Source organism: Burkholderia sp. JPY481 (assembly GCF_038900515.1).
Lineage (GTDB): Bacteria > Pseudomonadota > Gammaproteobacteria > Burkholderiales > Burkholderiaceae > Paraburkholderia > Paraburkholderia youngii.
This window is the reverse complement of record NZ_JAYMRT010000014.1, coordinates 139,645-160,168: the sequence shown is the minus strand read 5'-3', so window position 1 is coordinate 160,168 and position 20,524 is coordinate 139,645. Positions and strand designations below refer to the sequence as shown.

General features: G+C 65.5%; 16 protein-coding genes and 1 pseudogene. 13 read left to right on the top strand and 4 right to left on the bottom strand.

The genetic code is table 11. From position 1 onward, the window contains the following. The first annotated feature begins 17 nt into the window (after positions 1 to 17). From msrA to VSR82_RS28405, 8 genes and pseudogenes are all read left to right on the top strand, one after another. A complete protein-coding gene (gene msrA, locus VSR82_RS28440) occupies positions 18 to 776 on the top strand; it encodes a peptide-methionine (S)-S-oxide reductase MsrA (protein ID WP_368583788.1) in 759 nt (252 codons plus the stop codon). A gap of 307 nt (positions 777 to 1,083) precedes the next feature. Then, entirely contained in the window at positions 1,084 to 1,983 is a 900-nt protein-coding gene (locus VSR82_RS28435; RefSeq protein WP_429455547.1) for a MipA/OmpV family protein, read from the top strand. Between the two features lie 104 nt (positions 1,984 to 2,087). Beyond that, positions 2,088 to 4,223, top strand: a pseudogene (katE, locus tag VSR82_RS28430) (catalase HPII); the annotation flags it as partial. Positions 4,224 to 4,544: 321 nt separating this feature from the next. Continuing rightward, entirely contained in the window at positions 4,545 to 8,102 is a 3,558-nt protein-coding gene (locus tag VSR82_RS28425; protein WP_498858264.1) for a response regulator, read from the top strand. Between the two features lie 34 nt (positions 8,103 to 8,136). Continuing rightward, on the top strand, positions 8,137 to 8,982 hold the full coding sequence (locus tag VSR82_RS28420; RefSeq protein ID WP_410849307.1) for a CheR family methyltransferase: 846 nt from the start codon (positions 8,137 to 8,139) through the stop codon (positions 8,980 to 8,982). A gap of 37 nt (positions 8,983 to 9,019) precedes the next feature. Beyond that, positions 9,020 to 9,637: a chemotaxis protein CheB gene (locus VSR82_RS28415; RefSeq protein WP_429455545.1), complete on the top strand. Its 618-nt coding sequence runs from the start codon at positions 9,020 to 9,022 to the stop codon at positions 9,635 to 9,637. 9 nt (positions 9,638 to 9,646) lie between these two features. Next, positions 9,647 to 10,774, top strand: a complete 1,128-nt coding sequence (locus VSR82_RS28410) for a hybrid sensor histidine kinase/response regulator (RefSeq protein ID WP_429455544.1) — start codon at positions 9,647 to 9,649, stop codon at positions 10,772 to 10,774. Positions 10,775 to 10,877: 103 nt separating this feature from the next. Further along, a complete protein-coding gene (locus tag VSR82_RS28405; protein WP_429455543.1) occupies positions 10,878 to 11,702 on the top strand; it encodes a helix-turn-helix transcriptional regulator in 825 nt (274 codons plus the stop codon). 24 nt (positions 11,703 to 11,726) lie between these two features. Here VSR82_RS28405 and VSR82_RS28400 read toward each other — a convergent pair whose 3' ends face one another. Further along, on the bottom strand, positions 11,727 to 12,668 hold the full coding sequence (locus tag VSR82_RS28400; protein ID WP_368583795.1) for a LysR family transcriptional regulator: 942 nt from the start codon (positions 12,666 to 12,668) through the stop codon (positions 11,727 to 11,729). A gap of 192 nt (positions 12,669 to 12,860) precedes the next feature. Here VSR82_RS28400 and VSR82_RS28395 point away from each other — a divergent pair, with 192 nt between their 5' ends. The 5 genes from VSR82_RS28395 (at position 12,861) to VSR82_RS28375 (ending at position 16,771) form a co-directional block, all read left to right on the top strand. After that, positions 12,861 to 14,060, top strand: a complete 1,200-nt coding sequence (locus VSR82_RS28395) for an amino acid aminotransferase (RefSeq protein ID WP_368583796.1) — start codon at positions 12,861 to 12,863, stop codon at positions 14,058 to 14,060. Between the two features lie 97 nt (positions 14,061 to 14,157). After that, positions 14,158 to 14,952 carry a class II aldolase/adducin family protein gene (locus VSR82_RS28390; RefSeq protein ID WP_410849301.1) on the top strand — a complete coding sequence of 265 codons (795 nt, stop codon included), beginning with the start codon at positions 14,158 to 14,160 and terminating at the stop codon, positions 14,950 to 14,952. Positions 14,953 to 15,023: 71 nt separating this feature from the next. Next, complete coding sequence (locus VSR82_RS28385) at positions 15,024 to 16,007, top strand: 2-dehydropantoate 2-reductase (RefSeq protein WP_429455542.1); 984 nt, start codon at positions 15,024 to 15,026, stop codon at positions 16,005 to 16,007. 201 nt (positions 16,008 to 16,208) lie between these two features. Then, the gene (locus VSR82_RS28380) at positions 16,209 to 16,490 is read left to right on the top strand and encodes a hypothetical protein (RefSeq protein ID WP_429455541.1); all 282 of its coding nucleotides are present in this window, start codon (positions 16,209 to 16,211) and stop codon (positions 16,488 to 16,490) included. Beyond that, positions 16,472 to 16,771 (top strand): hypothetical protein, encoded by a 300-nt coding sequence (locus tag VSR82_RS28375; protein ID WP_498858263.1) that lies wholly within the window; start codon positions 16,472 to 16,474, stop codon positions 16,769 to 16,771. Before VSR82_RS28380 ends, VSR82_RS28375 begins: the two co-directional genes overlap by 19 nt. A gap of 44 nt (positions 16,772 to 16,815) precedes the next feature. Here the strand turns inward: VSR82_RS28375 and VSR82_RS28370 are convergent, their stop codons facing one another. The 3 genes from VSR82_RS28370 to pdxR form a co-directional block, all read right to left on the bottom strand. Next, the gene (locus tag VSR82_RS28370) at positions 16,816 to 17,001 is read right to left on the bottom strand and encodes a hypothetical protein (protein ID WP_368583801.1); all 186 of its coding nucleotides are present in this window, start codon (positions 16,999 to 17,001) and stop codon (positions 16,816 to 16,818) included. Positions 17,002 to 17,022: 21 nt separating this feature from the next. Beyond that, positions 17,023 to 18,759 carry an FAD-dependent oxidoreductase gene (locus VSR82_RS28365; protein WP_498858262.1) on the bottom strand — a complete coding sequence of 579 codons (1,737 nt, stop codon included), beginning with the start codon at positions 18,757 to 18,759 and terminating at the stop codon, positions 17,023 to 17,025. Between the two features lie 125 nt (positions 18,760 to 18,884). Continuing rightward, on the bottom strand, positions 18,885 to 20,411 hold the full coding sequence (gene pdxR / locus VSR82_RS28360) for a MocR-like pyridoxine biosynthesis transcription factor PdxR (RefSeq protein WP_429455538.1): 1,527 nt from the start codon (positions 20,409 to 20,411) through the stop codon (positions 18,885 to 18,887). Positions 20,412 to 20,524 lie beyond the last annotated feature (113 nt).

Below are 20,524 nucleotides of genomic sequence, written 5' to 3'. Positions count from 1 at the left end.
TTTTCGGAGCGACCACCATGACTGGCAACAGACCGCAATCCCTTACATCGCTCGGCGGCAACTCGAAACGCTCACGTGCGGCCGCGTTGTCGTTGCTGCTCGGCGCCGCCGCCTTTGCGTCGCCGCTCGCGCAGCGCGTCGCGTTCCCGGCCGAGAACGCCGTCGTGATCGCACCGCCCGCGCTCGACGAACCGCTCCCGGCCAGCACCGCGCACGAGGAAACCGCGGTGCTCGCGGGTGGCTGCTTCTGGGGCGTCCAGGGCGTGTTCCAGCACGTGCGTGGTGTGACGAGGGCGGTGTCCGGCTACTCGGGCGGCTCACGCGACACCGCGCAGTACGAGACCGTCAGCGGCGGCGACACCGGGCACGCCGAATCGGTGCAGGTCACCTTCGACCCCGGCAAGGTCACCTACGGCCAGTTGCTGCAGGTGTATTTCTCGGTGGTTCAGGACCCGACCGAGCTGAATCGTCAGGGGCCCGACAGCGGCACGCAATACCGCTCCGCGATCTTTCCGCTGAACGATGCGCAGCGGCGCGTCGCGCAAAGCTACATCGCGCAGCTCGACAAGTCGCACGTGTTCCCCGCGCCGATCGTCACGAAGACGGAGCCGTACAAAGGCTTCTATCCGGCCGAGTCGTATCACCAGAACTATCTGACCTTGCATCCCGATTCGGCCTATATCGTGTTCAATGACATGCCGAAAATCGCCAACCTGAAGCGCCTGTTCCCCAGCCTGTATCGCGACAAGCCGGTGCTCGTTCAAGCAGGGCAATGACCCGGCCGAACGGTTGCGCCGCGCTCGTCATCAATCTTCCACAGACTTGGCGCATATCTTGCGAAGCCATGTTCCGTGGGCCATTGTCCGGGTCAGCGCGGCGCGCAAGGATCATGCGCAGTGGCCACACGACCGCGTGGGTCACGCGGGCTCGCCACGCCTCGTGCGCATCGCGCCGCCCGCGTCATCGATTGGAAAAATTACACGCCGTAAGTAGCGGTGCGGCGGTCGTCCGTGCTTTTTGGGTCCGCGCTGGACCCCGGGCGAAAACCTAACCTCATCGCGACGAGCGGATCGGAGGCTTCCGGTGGTGAACAGCCGCAGAAAGAAGCGGGGCGCCTCGCCCCGCCATAAACAAACCGGCATCGCGGCGAGCTTCTTCGTCGCCGCGACCTTGAGTGCGATGGCCTGCGGGCCGGGTGTGGCCTTCGCGCAGACGCCGTCGCCGCTCGGCGAATGGCAATACTCGGTGGGCGTTCCGCTGCAGAAGATGTGGCAGCCGAACATTCCCGACTGGCAACTGCGCTTCGGCGTGGCTACGTCGTTCCAGCCGCGCTTCGAGGGATCGGACCGCTATCACCTGGTGGCCGGTCCGAGCATCGACGTGCGTTACAAGGATCTGCTCTTTCTGTCGAGCGGCGAAGGCTTCGGCGTGAATTTCGCGCAGGGCGAGAACTGGCGCATGAGTCTCGCCGCAGTCTACGATCTCGGCCGGCGCGCCCAGGACGATCCGCAGGAACTCAACGGGCTCGGCAACATCAACCCGGCGGTGGGTCTGAAGCTCTCGGGCGAGTACGTCATTTCGAAGGATTTTCCGCTCGTGCTGCGCGCCGATATCCGCCGCTATTTCGGCGGATCGAACGGCTGGATCGGCGATCTCGGTGCCTATATGCCGATGCCCGGCAGCACCAGGCAGTTCTTCTGGTTCGCCGGCCCGAACGTGGTGCTCGCGGACTCCAAGTACATGAACAGCTGGTTCGGCGTCAATCAGGAGCAGGCCGCTCACTCGCAGTATCCGCAGTATCACGCGAGCGCGGGCTTCAAGTCGGTGGGTTTCGGTGTCAGCGCGATCTGGCTGTTCAGCAAGCACTGGTTCGCGACCGCCGACGGCGCGTTCGAGCAGCTCGTCGGCAGCGCGGGCAACAGTCCGATCACGCGCAGCCGCGCGACGGGCGTCGCCGACGTATCGATCAACTACCGGTTCTGATCTTGCGCCGCCGCGCCGCCATTGCGCTGCGACTTCGTAGGTATGGCCCTTGCTGACTCCGTAATCGCGCGCCGCGACGCCTTCGTCGCCGCGCGCCCGAACACAAGGAGTCGATTCCCATGGCAGGTAAAGCGAATACCCAGAAGCCCGCGGCCCACGCAAACGGGGCGGCGCAGTCGAACGACGCGAAATCGAACGATCTCGAACGCAATCGCGTGAAGCCGCAAGGCGAGGCGCTGCGAACCAATCAGGGCGTCAAGATCGCCGACAACCAGAACACGTTGCGCGCGGGGCCACGCGGTCCGTCGCTGCTTGAAGACTTCATCATGCGCGAGAAGATCACGCATTTCGATCACGAGCGCATTCCAGAGCGGATCGTACACGCGCGCGGCTCGGCCGCGCATGGCGTCTTCAAGGTCTACGAATCGATGCGCGAGTACACCAAGGCCGCGTTTCTGCAGGACCCGGCCGCCGAAACGCCGGTCTATGTGCGTTTCTCGACCGTGCAAGGACCGCGCGGCTCGGCCGACACGGTGCGCGACGTGCGCGGCTTCGCGACGAAGTTCTACACGCAGGAAGGCAATTTCGATCTGGTCGGCAACAACATGCCGGTGTTCTTCATCCAGGACGCGATCAAGTTTCCCGATTTCGTGCACGCGGTGAAGCCGGAAGCACCGAACGAAATGCCGACCGGCGGCTCCGCGCACGACACCTTCTGGGACTTCGTTTCGCTCGTGCCCGAATCGGCGCACATGGTGCTGTGGACGATGTCGGACCGCGCGATCCCGCGCAGCTTGAGGACGATGGAAGGCTTTGGCGTCCACACGTTCCGCTTCGTCAATGCAGAGGGCAAGGCGCGCTTCGTCAAGTTCCACTGGCGTCCGGTATTAGGCTCGTATTCGCTGCTGTGGGACGAAGCGCAGAAGCTCGCCGGCAAGGACCCGGACTTTCACCGGCGCGACCTGTGGGAAGCGATCGAGCGCGGCGATTATCCCGAGTACGAACTGGGCGTGCAGATCGTCGAGGAAGCCGACGAGCACAAGTTCGATTTCGATCTGCTCGACCCGACCAAGCTGATTCCTGAAGAGCTGGTGCCGGTGCAGATCATCGGCAAGATGACGCTCAATCGCAATCCGGACAACTTCTTCGCGGAGACCGAACAGGCCGCGTTCCATCCGGGGCATATCGTGCCGGGCATCGATTTCACCAACGACCCGCTGCTGCAAGGACGTCTGTTCTCCTACACGGACACGCAGATCAGCCGTCTCGGCGGCCCGAACTTTCACGAGATTCCGATCAACCGGCCGGTCTGTCCGTCCGTCAACAATCAGCGCGATGCGATGCATCGGCAGGCGATTCACGTCGGCCAGGCGTCGTACGAGCCGAACTCGCTGAACGACGGCTGGCCGAAGGAAACCGATCCGGCCGCCGAAGATGGCGGCTTCGACAGCTATCAGGAACGCGTCGAGAGCACGAAGATTCGCGTGCGCAGCGAGTCGTTCGCCGATCATTTCTCGCAGGCCGCGCTGTTCTACAACAGCATGTCGCAGCCGGAGAAAGACCATATCGCGGCGGCCTATCAGTTCGAACTCGGTAAGGTGACGAAGCCCGAGATTCGCGCGCGCCAGGTCAACGAGATCCTCGCGAACTTCGACGCCGGTCTCGCCGCGAAGGTGGCCGAAGGACTCGGTCTGCCGGCGCCGAAGCAGGGCACGGCGAAGCCGGTGGGGCCGAAGGCGTCGCCGGCGTTGAGTCTGCTCAATCGCGTGAAGCCGGGCATCAAGACCCGCAAGATCGCGCTGCTCGCTGCGCCCGGCTCAGATGGGGCTGCGATCAAACAGATGCAGCAGGCGCTCAAGAGTGAAGGCGCGACGCCGATGCTGATCGCGCCGACGCTCGCCGGGATCGATGGCCTCACACCCGACGCGACGATCGCCGGGCTTCCGTCGGTGATGTTCGACGCGGTGATCGTCGTCGGCGGCGAGAAGGGGGCGAAGGCGCTGTCGCAGTCGGGCGATGCGCGGCACTTCGTGCTCGAAGCGTTCAAGCATCTGAAGGCGATCGCGGCGCTCGGCGCGGGCCGCGATCTGCTCACGGCCGCGCAGTTGCCCGCGCAGTCGGACGGCGTCGCGACCGGTGAGGATTCGCAATCGGCCGATGTGTTGAAGGCGTTCATCAAGGCTGCCGGGCAGCATCGCGTCTGGTCGCGCGCGGCGCAGGCGGAATTGGTGCCGGCCTGAGCGGGCCGGGGAGGTTGCGCTGCCGCGTGAGCCGCTAAAGACGCTGGGCGTAGCCGCAATGCGGCGTGTCGATGACGTGTGTTCGATGCAGGGACCTGGCCGGTGCGAGCCGGCCAGGTTTCTTTTTGCATTGCTCGCCGCACGCGACCGACCGCGCGAGCGAACCGCGTCCTGCCAGCAAGGCTCGACCTGCCGCCTTCCGATACAGGATGAGTGTCGTCCTTGTATGATGACGGCGGTCGTTTCGCGGTACTCACCACCGTGCACAGACCCGCAAAATATTCCGCATCGACCCGATTCGCCATGCCACCTACAGAAAAAATGACCGCATCGCAGGCCGTCGATCAACTCCGTTTCCGCCGCATCCTTCGCCGCAATATCGCGCTGCCTTTGGGCGTCGGCCTCGTCACGATGGCGCTGTTCGTCGGCCTGATCGTTTATCTCGTGTCGACGATGAGTTGGGCCGAGCACTCCGAGCGCGTGATCGGCGACGCCAACGAAATGCTGCGGCTCGCGGTCGATCGCGAATCGTCGATGCGCGGCTTTCTGATCACCGGTGACGAGAGCTTCCTCACGCCGTATGAAAACGGCGGCCCGAAATTCAAGGCGCAGCTCGAAAGCTTGCAAAAGCAGCTCGCCGACAACCCGCTGCAGATCGCGCGGCTCAAGCAGATCGAGGCGTTGCAGCAGCGTTGGACGCGCTTCGCCGAAGAGACCATCGACGCGCGCCGCCGCAACCTGGACTATGAGAGCGCGATCGCAGCGGGGCGCGGCAAGGTCGAATTCGACGAAATACGCCGCGAATTCGGCGATTTTCTCGATGTCGAATTGCGCCTGCGCCAGCAGCGCGCCGAAGCGACGCGCAATGTGACGGGGACGCTGGTCGGCCTGTTCCTGCTGTTCAGCCTCGTCGTCAGCGGCCTGCTCGCATGGCGGGGGCGTCGTGAACTGCTGGACCTGTCGGAGACCTACGACAACGTGCTGCGTCAGCAGGCCGAGCAGACCACGCTGCTCGAGCAGCAGGTCTGGTTGCGCTCGGGCCAGCGCCTGCTCGCGGACAAGGTGGTCGGTCAGACCAGCGCGCCGCTCGTCGGCCGCGCAATGCTCGAGTTTCTCGCCCAATATCTCGATGCGGTCGTCGCCGCGCTCTACGTGCGCGACCGGCAAAGCGGCACGCTGCGCCGCATCGCCGCGTATGGATACAGCCGCGACAGCGAACAGACCGCCGCACCGAGTTTCGAGGAAGGCGAAACGCTGGTTGGCCAGGCCGCGCGCTCGCACCGCACACTGGTTTTGCGCGACGTGCCCGCCGATTATGTGCGGGTCATGTCGGCGACGGGCAGCGGCGCGCCGCGCAATCTGCTGATCCTGCCGATCGACAACGACGGCCAGGTCAACGGCGTCATCGAAATGGGCTTCCTGCGCGAAGTGAGGCCGCGCGACGAAGAGTTCATGGAGCTGATCCGCCACAGCATGGGCGATTTTCTCGAAGCGGCGCTGTATCGCGAGCGCCTGCAGGATGCGCTCGCCGAGACGCAGCAGCTGAACGAGGAGTTGCAGGTCCAGCAGGAGGAGTTGCGGGTCTCCAACGAAGGTCTCGAGGAACGCGGCCGCGCGCTGATGGACTCGCAACGGCGCCTCGAAGCGCAGCAGTCCGAACTCGAACAGACCAACGTGCAACTCGAGGAATATGCGCAGCGGCTGGAGCGCCAGAAATCGGATCTGCTGCGCGCGCAGAACGATCTGGCGGCCAACGCGGAGCGCCTCGAACAGTCGAGCCGCTACAAGTCCGAATTCCTCGCGAATATGTCGCACGAATTGCGCACGCCGCTGAACAGCTCGCTGATTCTCGCGAAGCTGCTGCAGCAAAATCGCAGCGGCAATCTGACCGAAGAGCAGGTGCGCTACGCGGAGACGATCCACGCGTCGAACAGCGATCTGCTCGTGCTGATCAACGATATTCTCGACCTGTCGAAGGTCGAGGCGGGGCAGTTGACGGTCGAACCCGAAACGGTGTCGATCGACGCGACGCTGCAATCGCTCGACGAAATGTTCCGGCCGATCGCGGCGACCAAGCACTTGCGGGTCGCCTTCGACAAATTGCCGGGTACCCCGGATACGTTCGTCACCGACGGTCAGCGGCTCACGCAGATTCTGCGCAACCTGCTGTCGAACGCGGTTAAGTTCACCGAGCGCGGCGAGGTCACGCTCGATGTCGCCAAGGTCGAGGACAACGTGCTGCGCTTCGACGTGCGCGATTCGGGCATCGGCATTCCGGCCGACAAGCTCGACATGATCTTCGAGGCATTCCAGCAGGCCGATGGTTCGACGAGCCGTCAATACGGCGGCAGCGGCCTCGGGCTGTCGATTTCGCGTGAATTCTCGCGGCTGCTGGGCGGGCGCATCACGGTCGCGAGCGAAGTGGGCAAGGGCAGCGTGTTTTCGCTGTGGCTGCCGCTCGATGCGCGCGAGGCCGCGGGCAGCGCGATCAACGCCGGCACGGGCATTGGCGCGCAGGCGACGGCGGAAGCGCCGTTGCTGCATACGCCGCTCGACGCCGCGCCCGCCGCGGTGATCTCGCCGGCGAATGGCCTAGCAAACCGGGCGTCGCCGATCGCGTTGCGCGACGCGTTGCTGCCCGGCACGGCCGCGCCCGCCGCCGCCGCGCCGATCGCGGACGATCGCGACAACCGCACGCGCGCCGGCCGTCTGATCGTCGCGGTCGAAGACGATCCGCCGTTCGCGGCGATTTTGCGCGATCTCGTGCACGAACTCGACTTCGACTTCGTGCACGCGAGCGACGCCGCCAGCGGTCTCGCGCTGGTGCGCGACATGCGGCCGGCGGCGGTGCTGCTCGACGTGGGTCTGCCGGACCGCTCGGGCCTCACGGTGCTCGAATGGCTGAAAAACGATCCGCTGACGCGCCACATTCCGATTCATATCGTGTCGGCTACCGATCACGCCGATAAGGCTCTGCACCTCGGCGCGATCGGCTACACGCTGAAGCCGACTGCGCGCTCGACGATGGAGGCTGCGATCCGCCGCCTCGAAGCGCGGCTGCAACAGCGCCTGAAGCGCGTGCTGGTGATCGAGGACGACGCGCCGATGCGCGAAAGCATCCGCGCGCTGCTGCAAAGTGAGAACACCGAGATCGTCGCGGTCGCGACACTCGCCGAGGCGTTCGAGCAATTGGGGGCGCTGGCGTTCGACTGCGTCGTCACCGATCTCGCGCTGCCCGACGGCACCGGCTACGATCTGCTCGAACGCCTCGCCGCCAACACCGCACACCCATCGCTGCCGGTGATCGTCTACACGGGCCGCATGCTGTCCGACGAAGAGGAACACCGGCTGCGCCGCTATTCGAAGTCGATCATCATCAAGGGCGCGAAATCGCCGGAGCGTCTGCTCGACGAAGTCACGCTGTTCCTGCACAGCGTCGAGTCGTCGCTCGCGCCGGAGCAGCAGCGCATGCTGCGCACCGTGCGGCAACGTGACAATGCGTTCGAGGGCCGCACGATCCTGCTCGCCGAAGACGACGTGCGCAACATCTTTGCGCTGTCGCACGTGCTCGAACCGCTCGGCGCGAAGCTGCTGATCGCGCGCAATGGCCGCGAGGCGCTCGACGAACTGGAGAACGGACCGGAAGTGCATCTGGTGCTGATGGACGTCATGATGCCCGAGATGGACGGCCTGACCGCGATGGGCGAGATTCGCCGCAATCCGCGCTTCGCGCATCTGCCGATTATCGCGCTGACCGCCAAGGCGATGGCGAACGATCGCACGCGCTGCCTCGAAGCCGGCGCCGACGACTACGTGTCGAAACCGATCGACGTCGACAAGCTCGTCGCGCTGTGCCGCGTGTGGCTGCGGCAGCGCTGAGAGCGCGAGCGCAAGCACGCAAACGAGAAACGCGATGAAACCGTCCGCATCTGACGTACCGCAGCGTCTCAGCGATTTCGACATCGAGCTGAAGCTGCTGCTCGAGGCGATCTATCTGAAGTATCAGCACGACTTTCGCCACTACGCGATGTCGTCGCTGCGCCGCCGCCTCGCGCAGGCGCTCGATGAATTCAACGTGGAGACGCTGTCGCAGCTGCAGGACCGCATCATGCGCGACGGCAACGAGTTTTCGCGGCTGTTCCGGTACCTGACCGTGCAGGTCAGCGACATGTTTCGCGATCCGTCGTATTTCCTCGCGCTGCGCCAACATGTGCTGCCGCGTCTGCGCACCTATCCGTCGGTCAAGGTGTGGGTCGCGGGATGCAGCACCGGCGAGGAGCTGTGGTCGCTGAAGATCCTGTTCGACGAGGAAGGCCTCACCGAGCGCACGCTGTTCTATGCGACCGACATCAACCCCGACGCGCTCGCGCGCGCGGAGGCGGGCATCTATGCGCTCGAACGCATCCAGGGCTTCACGCAGAACTATCTGGCGGCGGGCGGCACGCGTTCGCTGTCGGACTACTATCATGCAGCGTATGGCGGCGCGCGCTTTGCCGGCTCGCTGAAAGAGCGGGTCGTGTTCGCCGATCACAGCCTGTCCACCGACGAAGTGTTCCTCGAAGCGCATCTGGTGTCGTGCCGCAACGTGCTGATCTATTTTGATCGCGGCCTGCAGGATCGCGCGTTGGGGCTGTTCGAGAACGCGCTGGTGCGGCGCGGCTTTCTCGGCCTGGGCAGCAAGGAAAGCCTGCGGTTTTCGCGTCACTATCCGGCGTTCGACGAGTTCCGCGCGGCCGAGCGCATTTATCAGAAGCGTTAGCGAGGTCGCGATGCCATCTTCGAACGTGGAACCTGCCATGACTCATACCGCCGATGCTGGTGGCGCCGCGCGCGCGCGCGAGCCGCGCGGTTACGAGCTTGTCGTGATCGGCGGGTCGGCGGGCGGCATCGAGGTGCTCAACGTGCTGCTCGCCGCGTTGCCCGCGCGCTTCGCGGCGGCCGTGATGGTCGTCATGCATCTGCCGCCCGATTCGCCGAGCTATCTGGTGCCGGCGCTCGCGCATCGCTGCGCGCTGCCGGTGCTCGAACCCGATGCCGGCGAGCTGATCCTGCCGGGCCGCGTGCACGTCGCGCCGCCCGGTTACCACATGCTCGTCGAAGTGGACCGCACGGTCGCGCTGTCGACCGATGCGGCGGTGCGCTTCTCGCGGCCGTCGATCGACGTGCTGTTCGAATCGGCCGCCGCGGTGTACGGCGAGCGGCTGCTCGCGATCCTGCTGTCCGGCGCCAACGACGACGGCGCGCTCGGCCTCGAACGCGTGCGCGCGCTCGACGGCACCGCATGGGTGCAGGACCCCGCCAGCGCCGGTTCGGCGGAAATGCCGCGCGCGGCGATCGCGCGTGGCGCCGCCGATGCGATTTTCAATCCCGAAACCCTGGCCAGGCGCCTTGCCGCGCTGCCGACTTCCCTTTGATCCGATGCCATGACGAACTCACCTGTGAACATCCTGATCGTCGACGACATCGCCCACAACATCACCGCGCTCGAAGCATTGCTCGCGCGGCCCGACGTCGCGGTGCTGGTCGCCGACTCCGGCACCGCCGCGCTCGATCTGCTGCTCAAGCACGAAGTCGCGCTGGCGATTCTCGACGTCAACATGCCCGGCATGAACGGCTTCGAGCTGGCCGCGCTGATGCGCGGCAGCCCGCGCACCTCGCACGTTCCGATCATCTTTCTGACCGCGACCGCGCAGGACGCGTCGCGCACGTTCCGCGGCTACGAGGCGGGCGCGGTCGACTTCCTGTACAAGCCGTTCGATCCGCGCATCCTGCAGTCGAAGGTCGACGTGTTCGTGCAGCTGGAGCAGCAGAAGCGCCAGCTCGCCGCGCAACTGGTGACGACGCGCCAGATGCTCGAAGCGAACGAAATGCTGATGGCGGTGCTCAGTCACGATCTGCGCACGCCGCTCGGCGCGGTGCTCGCGTCCGCGGAATACCTGATGCGCACGGCCGCCGACGAGCAGGCCGCGACCGTCGCCGCGCGCGTGAAGAACAGCTCGCTGCGCATGGCGCGGATGGTCGATCAGCTGCTGAACCTCGCGCGCCTGCAAGGCGGACGTCTGCCGTTGCAGCCGCGCTCGATCGAACTGGCGACGCTGTGCCGCGCGGTGATCGACGAATTCGCGTCGCAGGACAGCGGCAAGCAGATCGTGTTCACCTGCACCGGCAATACGGCCGGCGCGTGGGATACCGATCTCGTGTGGCAGGCGGTGTCGAATCTCGTCAGCAATGCGCTGCATCATGGCGCGCCGGAGGGGGATATCGGCGTCGAGGTCGATGGCGACGCCGAGGATTGCGTGCGGCTGAAGGTGTCCAATCGCGGCACGATTCCGGCCGAGGTGTTTCCGCATCTGTTCAAGGCGTTCGGGTCGAACGGCAACGGCGCGCGCTCGCGCGAAGGGCTCGGGCTCGGTCTGCACATCGTGCAGGAGATCGCGCGGATGCATGGCGGCGACGTCAGCGTCGTATCCAGCGACGAGGCCGGCACGACCTTTACGATTGAATTGCCGAGGGTGGTGGCGTTGCAGCGGGGGTCGTTTACCGGGCGATAAGGCATCGCTGACGACTGGATCACGCCGGCGGACCTGCGCCGCGCACCGGCTGTGCTACGCTTGCCGCAACCCAATCCACGCAGCGCAAGCACCAATCCCCATCATGCGTTCCTGGCGCCTCGCATCACCGCAGCGCAGCGGTCAGATCAGCACCGCGCGCGCCACCGACCTCGTCATCGCGATCTCCCACCCGGATGCCGACGCGCTCGCCGCGAGCATTCTGCAGACGGTTGGGGAATCGTTGTCGCTGTCCGTCTCGCAGTGCACGATCTTCGCGTATGAGTTCGATGCGCGGCCGCGTACGGTGTCGGCGGCCGATCATCGCGGCGGGCATTTTCTGCGCGACGTCGCCGAACGCTACGCCGCGCATTTTTATGCGCTCGACGGCAATCGCGCGATCATCGGCCAGACCCATGACAGGCGGCGCAGTGCTTCACGGGATGGGCTGGTGCTGCATCAGCAGCGCGGCGACGAAATCGAAAACGAAGCGTATCGCGCGGCCTGCTACGCGCAGCCGAACGTATCGGACCGGCTGTCGTTGTTGGTTCAGCCCGCGGATAGCGTATGGCTGTCGATCAACCTGTATCGCGACCGCGCGTACGGCGTGTTCACGCCGGGCGATCTGGAGCGGGTCGAAAGCGTCGCGCCGCTGTTCGCGCATGCGGCGAAGGGCCATTACGCGCTGAACGGGCAGCATCAGCAGGGCACCGGAGCGGCGATGCTCGCGCGCGTGCGGCGCGCATGTCCGACGCTGACGCCGCGCGAGCTCGACGCGTTGCGTGGCACGCTCGAAGGCGCGAGCGCCGCCGAGATTGCCGGCAAGATGGGTGTGAAGCCGGCGAGCGTCGTCACGTATCAGAAGCGCGCGTATGCGCGGCTGGGGATTTCGAATCAGCGGCAACTGTTCGCGCTGTGTATGCAGCCCTAGATGCGCGACGCGTCGCATCGCGCATCAACTCCGCTTACCCCGCGCCTCGGCCTGCGTCTCCCGATCCCAGCGTTTCAACCACGGCATCACGAAATCCGCGAAACCATCGGCCGATGGCGACAGCGCCCGTTCGGTCGAGCGATACACGCACACCTCGCGAATCGTTTCCGGATCGACGATGCGCTTCATCACGAGCCCGAACGTGCGCGCGAGCGGCGCCACATAGGCCGGCGCGAGCGTGACCGCCAGCCCTTGCGCGGCGAGGCCGAACGCGGTAGTCACGTTATCGACGACATCGACCGGAATGATGCGCGCCTCGACCGGCAGATTGGCGCGCATCTGATCGACCGCGCGCTCATGGTCGCGGCCGGTCGCGACGATCGGCACGTCGCGCAGATGCTGCCACTGCACGCGGCGGCGAGCGGCGAGCGGATGCGCGGCCGCGCACCACATGACCCACGGACTCGCGAACGCGGCCTCGGCGCGCACGCGCGGCCCGCTTTGCCGGTCGGGGCCGATCGCGAGATCGATATCGCCGCTCTCCACCCGCTCCACCAGTTGCTCAACCACGGTATCGCAGACCCGCACGACCACCTTCGGCTTGTCGCGCGCGTACTCGGCGATCGCCGCGGGCAGCGCCGTCGATGCGATCACGAGCGGCGCGCCGACCCGCACGATGCCGGCCGCGCGATTGCGGATGTCGTCGGCGGACTGGGCGGCCGCGCGCACGTGGCGCAGCACCGATTCGGCCGACGCCAGAAAGTCCTGCCCCGCGCTGGACAGCGTGACACGCCGCGTGGTGCGATCGAACAGCCGGAAGCCGAGCTCCGTTTCGAGCTCGGCAAGCAATTGGCTGACCGCCGACGAAGTCAGCCCGAGCCGCTCTGCCGCCGCGCCGATGCTGTGCAGATCGACGATGGCGAGGAACGCTTCGAATTGGCGGATCGTGACGCGGGTAAGAGGCATACGATCGATTCTAAAGAAAAACTTACGAATCGTGAAAAAACGATTGATTGTGCGCGGCGCGCCGGCGACCGACACTCGTGCGGGTCGACTTAGCCCGGCAAACCCGCTTAGACTTAAGGTTTGCCCTGTCATCGCGCGGCGCGCGGACGACCGCTACAACAGGCCTGCACAGGCCGCCTTCAAGGACCCGTCATGTTCGACCATATTCCCGCCTATCCGGGCGACCCGATTCTGAGCCTGAACGAAGACTTTCAGCTGGACCCCCGGCCGAACAAGGTCAACCTCAGCATCGGCATCTACTTCGACGACGCCGGCAAGCTGCCGGTGATCGACGCGGTGCGCCGCGCCGAAACCGCGCTGCTCGACGCGATCGGCCCGCGCTCGTATCTGCCGATGGCGGGTCTGCCGCTCTATCGCGACACCGCGCAGGCGCTGGTGTTCGGCACCGACAGCGCGGCGCGCGCCGAAGGCCGGATCGCGACGCTGCAAACGCTCGGCGGCTCGGGCGCGCTGAAGGTAGGCGCCGATTTCCTGAAGCGCTATTTCGCCGGCTCGCAGGTGTGGATCAGCGACCCGAGCTGGGAAAACCATCGCGTGATATTCGAAGGCGCGGGCCTGACGGTCAACACCTACCCGTACTACGACCCGCAAACGGGTGGCCTGCGTTTCGCCGAGATGCTCGCCGCGATCGACGCATTGCCGGAAAAGAGCGTCGTGCTGCTGCACGCGTGCTGCCATAACCCGACCGGCGTGGATCTGAGCCCGGCGCAATGGGCGGAACTGGCGCCGGTTTTGCAGCGCCGCAAGCTGATCGCGTTCGTCGACATGGCCTACCAGGGTTTCGGCGCGGGCCTCGAAGAAGACGCCGCACCCGTGCGCCTGCTAGCCGACGCGAACGTGCCGCTGATCGTCGCGAACTCGTTCTCGAAGAATTTCTCGCTGTACGGCGAGCGTGTCGGCGCGTTGAGCGTGGTCTGCAAGAGCGCCGACGAAGCGGCGCGCGTGGCGGGCCAACTGATGTCGGCGGTGCGCGCGAACTACAGCAATCCGCCGACGCACGGCGCGCGCCTCGTCGCCAACGTGCTCGCCGATGCGACGCTGCGCGCGTCGTGGGAAGCCGAGCTCGGCACGATGCGCGAGCGCATTCTGGCGATGCGCAACGTGATCCACGCGGGGCTCGACGGACGCGTCGACGAAGTGATGCGCGCGCGCTATGTCGCGCAGCGCGGCATGTTCACGTACACGGGCCTGTCCGAAAGCCAGGTCGAGCGTCTGCGCAACGAATACGCGGTGTACGTGCTGCGCTCGGGCCGCATGTGCGTCGCCGGGCTGAACGCGCGTAACGCGGACTATGTCGCGTCGTCGATCGCGGCGGTGGTGTCGGGCGCCTGAAGCCGTCCGGCGGTTCAGCCGCCGTTGCAGCACGAGTGAATAGGGTGGCGGCGCGCATGGCCGCGCCGTCACAACCACAATCATGGAGACACTGACGATGGCCACGACCCTCGAAGCGCAACCGGCGAGCTCGTCCAGACCCGCCGCGATGCATCCGGACGAATGGCAGGCGCGCGTGCAGCTCGCCGCGTGCTACCGGATCTTCGATCTGCTCGGCTGGACCGAGATGATCTACAACCACATCACGCTGCGCGTGCCCGAAACCGTCAGCGGCGCCGAGCGCCACTTCCTGATCAACCCGTTCGGGCTCCACTACAGCGAAGTCACCGCGAGCAATCTGGTGAAGATCGATGCACACGGGCGGGTGCTCGACGGCTCGCCGTATCCGGTGAATCCGGCCGGCTTCGTCGTGCATGCGGCGATTCACGAGGGCTTGCCCGACGCGCACTGCGTGATGCACACGCACACCACAGCGGGCGTCGCGGTGGCCTGTCTCGAAGAGGGCCTGCAGCAAACCAACTTCTATAGCGCGCAGTTGCACGACCGGATCGCGTATCACGACTTCGAAGGCATCACGATTCATGCGGAAGAGGGCCCGCGGCTGCTCGCGCATATCGGCGACAAACAGGCGGTGATCCTGCGCAACCACGGTCTGCTATCGTGGGGCCGGACGTTGCCGCAGACCTTCGCGATTCTGTGGACGCTGAATCGCGCGTGCGAAATCCAGATGGCGACGTTTTCGATGGGCCGCGCGCGGCCGGTGCCGGAGGAGGTCGCGATGCGCTGTTCGCGCGACGCGCTGCAGTTCGACCCGCGCCACGGCGCCGGGCAAGACGTGTTCGATGCGCTGGTGCGGCGGGTCGACCGGATCGATGCGAGCTACCGGCAATGATTGAAGCCACCCGTAAAAGAGCGCGACAATCAACGCTGCGATAAACACAGTAACAGGCAAGGATTCAGGCGATGAAAGTAGCGATCTACGGCGCCGGCGCGATCGGCGGCTGGATGGGAGTGAAGCTCGCGCAGGCGGGGCATCAGGTCAGCGTGGTCGCGCGCGGCGCGACGCTCGACGCGGTGCGCCAGCACGGTCTGCGGCTGATCGAAGGCGGCGTGATCTACGCCGAGCAGGTGAAGGCGAGCGACAAGCCGGCCGACCTCGGCGTGCAGGAGCTCGTCGTGATCGCGGTCAAGGGCCCGGCGATGGCGGCGGTGGCCGCGCATATCAAACCGCTGCTCGGCCCCGAGACGATCGTGCTGACGGCGATGAACGGCGTGCCGTGGTGGTTCTGCGACGGCCTCGGCGGCGAGCTCGCCGGCCAGCGCCTGAAGACGATCGACCCCGACGGCGCGATCGCCGCCGCGATCCCGACCGCGCAGACGGTCGGCTGTGTCGTGCATGCCAGTTGCCTGATCGACGCACCCGGCGTGATCCGGCATCACCAGGGCAATGGGCTGATCGTTGGCGAGGCGTCGGGCAAGCCGAGCGAGCGTATCGAACTGCTCGCCGCGCTGTTGCAGGCGGCGGGCTTCCATGCCACGGCCTCCGCGCAGATCCAGCGCGACGTCTGGTTCAAGCTATGGGGCAACATGACGATGAACCCGGTCAGCGCGATCACCGGCGCAACGACCGACCGGATTCTCGGCGACGAACTCGTGCGCGGCTTCGTCACACACATCATGCTGGAGGCGAAGGAAATCGGCGCGCGCTTCGGCATCCCGATCGACCAGGCGCCCGATGACCGTCACGCGGACACGCTTAAGCTCGGCGCGATGAAGACGTCGATGCTGCAGGACGTGCAGGCCGGCAAGGCGGTCGAACTCGATGCGCTGGTCGGCGCGGTGCGCGAGCTTGGGCAGCTGACGCACGTGCCGACGCCTTATACGGACGCGTTGCTCGGGATCGCGCGGCTGCATGCGAGTACGTTGGGCTTGTATCCGAAGCAGTGAGGTTGTCGTCGTAGCGCCTTCGGGTCTGGGAAGGAAGAAAAGCCGCGCGTTGATCGCGCGGTTTTTTTTGGCACTCGCGGAATACCGGACTTCGTTCAAAACGCATCCAACGTTGCCGTCCTCTAGTCAGCGGTGTAACGACCGCCACGGGCACACGGGCAATTACGCGTCGCTGTGGCCGTTTGCAACTGGGAGACAGCGATGGGTATCAATGTGAATGGCCAATTGGTCGGCAGCGGAGTCGATCTGAATGCGGGCGACTCCGCGTTCTGGTGGGTGGGTCCGATGAACTACGGCGAAATCCTGTGGGCGGCAGCCATCCCCCTGTCGGGACTGCCGTGGGACAAGAACATCGAAGTCCGCAGCCTTTCCAACGATTGCGATGCCGAGGGCAATCGTGTCGTGCTGCTGGAGGTGCATAACACGAGCGCAACCGACTTTGCTTCCTACGGACTCTTCATTGCATGGACCGACGCAATTTGAACCTGGCCGCTGTGCATTCGCTCAATTCCATCGAACATGACGAGGAGTCCCCCATGAAGGTCCATATCGAATACGATCAGCAAGGCAATATCAAAGCAGTCGCCGTGCTGGCCAGCGGCGGCCAAAAGCGTGGGATGCTCAAGGCGAGCGCTGGCCACAGCATCGCCGAAGTCGATTTTCCCGACGGCAAGCATCCCGGCGATCTCGATCATTTGAAGGAGATTCGCCAGCGCTATCGCATTGAGCCGCATGGCGGCAGTCATCGGCTCGCGGAAAAATAATCGGCTCGCCACCGCCTCCGGGGAGGCGGTTTCTTTTTCCGACGCTAGGCCGCGGCGGCGGCCGGCAGTTTCGCCGCTTCGATCAACGACAACGCCCGCCGCGGGTCGTCGAGTTCGGTCAGGCACAACAGCGCGAGGCGCGCCAGATACAGCGACGCCTGCGCTTCGCCTTCGTGCGTCAGCGTGTTGCACAGCGTCGTATAGACGAGGTCGAGATCGGAATCGGTCATGGTGTCGAAGGTCCTTGCGCGTTAGTTCTGCAGCGTCAGCGTGGCATCGAGCGCGTGCCGCACGGCGGCCGGGCTGCCGTTGCGCCAGCGCGCCAGCACGTGGCCGTCGGGGCGGATCAGATAGACAGTGCCGGGCTGTGCGCCGAGCATGTCGTGCAGGCGGCCGGTCGGGTCGATCGCTCGAGGATCGTTCGTCGATCGCGCTTCGGCGGTGACGATGTCGATCAGGTTGAACGGAATGCCCTGGCTGGCGAGCGTGCTTTGCAGTTGCTGCCACGACTCAGCGTCGTTCGCGTGGTCTGCGTCGAAGCGCAGCGCGGTGAAGCACGGCCCGAGCAGGTCGGTTAGATGAATGCCGATCCGTGCGCCATCCTGCGATTGTTTGACCAGCCTGCACTCGGGCAGCACGGTGCCGGGCGCGGGACCGCGATCGAATGCATCGGCCTTGTCGCCCACGAAGTTCAGCGGCGATTGCCGGTACGCGATCGCATGCGTCTGGCGCGGATTGATCAGCGGCCGCACCGCCGCATGATGCTCGGCGAGTCCGAGCACGGCCGTGCGCAGCAGATCGAACGCGAAGGTCGGCGGCGCCATGAATTCGGTGCTTTTCATGCCGTAGCTAAGATTCTCGCGCGCCGCGTACACACGTTCGTCGCTATAGCTATCGAGCAGCGCTGGCGACGCGTTCCCATTGATCACGCAGCCGAGCTTCCAGCCGAGATTGTCGGCGTCGTCGATGCCGGAGTTCGCGCCGCGCACGCCGAAGATCGGCACCAGATGCGCGGCGTCGCCCGCGAACAGCACGCTGCCGTGCCGGTAGCGTTCGAGCGTTAGCGCATTGGCCTTGTAGATCGTGATCCAGATCGGCGACCACGCGCCGGTTTCGCCCATCGAGTCGAGCAGGTTTTGCACGCGCGGCATCACGTTCTCGGGCAGCACGGCGGCGTCGGGGTCTTCGTCGTCGCGCAACTGATAGTCGATGCGCCACACGTTGTCGGGCTGCTTGTGCACCAGCACCGTCGAGCCCGGATTCGACGGCGGATCGAAATAAGCGAGACGTTCGGTCGCGCGCGTGCTGTCGAGTTCGATATCGACGATCACGTAGCGGCCTTCGTAGGTCGTGCCGGTGAGCTTCAGCCCGAGCAGGTCGCGGATCGTGCTGCGTCCGCCGTCGCAGGCGACGACCCACGCGGCGTCCATCTGCCAGCTCGTGCCTTTCGAATCGGCAGATTCGGCGCTGCGCAGCGTCAACGTCGCGCCGCCTTGCGGCCGTTGCACGAGGCCCGTCACACGCGTTTGCCAACGCACGTCGATCAGATCGCCGTGCCGTTCGATCTGGTCGAGCAGCAGCTGTTCGATCTGATACTGCGCGATATTGATCATCGGCGGCAGCGACTGCTCGTCGTCCTGATGCATCGCGAAGCGGAACACCTCGGTGTCGCGATAGAAGCTGCGCCCGCCGGTCCACGCCAGCCCCTTTTGCAGAAACCCATCGACGACGCCGAGCCGCTTGAAGATTTCGAGGCTGCGTCGCGAGATGCAGATCGCGCGGCTGCCGGTGCAGACGCTGTCGTCGGCCTCGATCAGCACCGAGCGCACGCCCTGGCGCGCGAGCGCAAGCGCGAGCGTCATGCCGACGGGACCACCGCCGACGATCGCGACGGCGCGCGTTTGTGGATCGCGTCCGTCGACGAGCGGCGGCAGCGCGGCCGGATAACGGCGCGGCGCGAACGGATAGGGCTTGAACGGACGGGTCATGCGTGTCTCCAGTTTGCTTGCGTTATCGGTGCAGTATGCGGCAGCGTGCGTGCGCGGCTGTCCTCATTTTGGGTACGACGGCGCGACGTGTGACGACTGATAAAGACCCGAACCTTCGCCCGTCGTCAGCGGTCCAGACACGCGCGCAAGGTCCGCGCGAGGCGGCCCGCTTCGGCTGCATTGGCGATGTTTGCGAAGCCCATCACCAGGCCACGCGGCGTGCGAGGTGTGCGGCCATTCGCGTACCAAATCGAAAGCGGCAGTACGGCCAAGCCGGCTTCGCGGGCGCGCGCCGCAAACGCGACGTCGTCGACCGGGCCATCAGGGCCCTCGGCGAACTGTGCGGCGAACTGGATTCCCCCTGGCGGCAATTCGACGATCAGCCTTTCGCCGAACGCCTGCTCCAGCGCGCGCACGATCAACACGCGCCGCTCCGCGTATAGCGCACGCATGCGCTTCAGATGTCGCGCAAAATGCCCCCGTTCGAGAAAGTCGGCCAAAGCGGCCTGCAACAGGGTTGGCGATCCGGCGTTCATGCTGCGCGCGACCCGCCCGACACGCTCGACGGCCCGCTCCGGCACCACCGCATACGCGAGCCGCAGGCCGGGAAACATCACCTTGCTGAAGGTGCCGCAATAGATCACGTGATCGTGACGGTCGAGGCTCTTCAATGCCGGCAACGGCCGGCCCAGATAGCGGAACTCGCTGTCGTAATCGTCTTCGACGATCCAGCTGGACGCTTGCTCTGCCCAGTCCAGCAACGCGATGCGCCGGGAGAGCGATAACGTGTGCCCGAGCGGGCTCTGATGCGACGGCGTGACCAGCGCGAAGCGCGCCTGCGCATCCAGCCGTGTGCCGTGTTCCACGTCGATCCCTTCATCGTCCACCGGCACTGCGATGAGCTTTACGCCGGTTTCGGCGAGAAAACCGCGCGCGAGCAGATAGCCCGGATCTTCGTACCACACGCTGTCGTTCGGGCGGGCGAGACTGCGCAATACGAGTTCGAGCGTCGCACGGTAGCCGCCCGTCACGAACACCTGGTCCGGCAGGCAGGTCACGCCGCGCGACAGCCCAAGATACGTGGCGATGTGCTCGCGCAGCGGCCGGTAGCCGGCAGGGTCCGGGTACGCGAGCATTGCGCGCTCGCCGCTGCGTGCGCGATGCGAAACGAGGCGATTCCAAACCTTGACCGGAAATGCGTCGAGCGCGGGCAGGCCGGGTTGCAACGGCCGGGGCTCGCCGCTCATGGCGGCCGCGATGGCAAGCTGGCGCGGCGCCGGTTGCGCGCCGTGGGATTCGCCCGGCGTCCGAGGCGCGGTAGCCGTTTTAGCGCTTGGCTTGCCGTTCGAATCTTTTGTGCTTTGCGTACGCGTGCGCGTCACGGTAGCTGGCAGCGAAGGCGACACGAACGTGCCAGCCGCACCGCGCATCTGCAGATAACCTTCGTCGACGAGGATCGTATAGGCCAGTTCAACCGTTCCGCGCGCCGTGTTCAGTTGCGTAGCGAGGCTGCGCAGCGCGGGCACACGATCGCCCGAACGCAGATGCCCTGCGGCGATCGCGGTTCTGAAGCGCGCGCAGATCTGCTGGTAGATCGGTAACTCGAGTTGCCGATCGATATCGACGGTGAATGCAGTAGGCGGCACGGTCATGACTGTCTGGTCAGCAAGTGGACCAGAATCTGGATGTCCTGGTCCATTCGACAATTCTTGGCACTTTTCGATGGTTCATGATCTTCCCACAATAGCCTCACACGATGCGACGG

Excerpts from the sequence above, each read along its gene's own strand:
- msrA (WP_368583788.1), top strand. The coding sequence starts at position 18 with ATGACTGGCAACAGACCGCAATCCCTTACATCGCTCGGCGGCAACTCG.
- VSR82_RS28425 (WP_498858264.1), top strand. The coding sequence starts at position 4,545 with ATGACCGCATCGCAGGCCGTCGATCAACTCCGTTTCCGCCGCATCCTT.
- VSR82_RS28420 (WP_410849307.1), top strand. The coding sequence starts at position 8,137 with ATGAAACCGTCCGCATCTGACGTACCGCAGCGTCTCAGCGATTTCGAC.
- VSR82_RS28415 (WP_429455545.1), top strand. The coding sequence starts at position 9,020 with ATGACTCATACCGCCGATGCTGGTGGCGCCGCGCGCGCGCGCGAGCCG.
- VSR82_RS28410 (WP_429455544.1), top strand. The coding sequence starts at position 9,647 with ATGACGAACTCACCTGTGAACATCCTGATCGTCGACGACATCGCCCAC.
- VSR82_RS28405 (WP_429455543.1), top strand. The coding sequence starts at position 10,878 with ATGCGTTCCTGGCGCCTCGCATCACCGCAGCGCAGCGGTCAGATCAGC.
- VSR82_RS28400 (WP_368583795.1), bottom strand. The coding sequence starts at position 12,668 with ATGCCTCTTACCCGCGTCACGATCCGCCAATTCGAAGCGTTCCTCGCC.
- VSR82_RS28395 (WP_368583796.1), top strand. The coding sequence starts at position 12,861 with ATGTTCGACCATATTCCCGCCTATCCGGGCGACCCGATTCTGAGCCTG.
- VSR82_RS28390 (WP_410849301.1), top strand. The coding sequence starts at position 14,158 with ATGGCCACGACCCTCGAAGCGCAACCGGCGAGCTCGTCCAGACCCGCC.
- VSR82_RS28385 (WP_429455542.1), top strand. The coding sequence starts at position 15,024 with ATGAAAGTAGCGATCTACGGCGCCGGCGCGATCGGCGGCTGGATGGGA.
- VSR82_RS28380 (WP_429455541.1), top strand. The coding sequence starts at position 16,209 with ATGGGTATCAATGTGAATGGCCAATTGGTCGGCAGCGGAGTCGATCTG.
- VSR82_RS28375 (WP_498858263.1), top strand. The coding sequence starts at position 16,472 with ATGGACCGACGCAATTTGAACCTGGCCGCTGTGCATTCGCTCAATTCC.
- VSR82_RS28370 (WP_368583801.1), bottom strand. The coding sequence starts at position 17,001 with ATGACCGATTCCGATCTCGACCTCGTCTATACGACGCTGTGCAACACG.
- VSR82_RS28365 (WP_498858262.1), bottom strand. The coding sequence starts at position 18,759 with ATGACCCGTCCGTTCAAGCCCTATCCGTTCGCGCCGCGCCGTTATCCG.
- pdxR (WP_429455538.1), bottom strand. The coding sequence starts at position 20,411 with ATGACCGTGCCGCCTACTGCATTCACCGTCGATATCGATCGGCAACTC.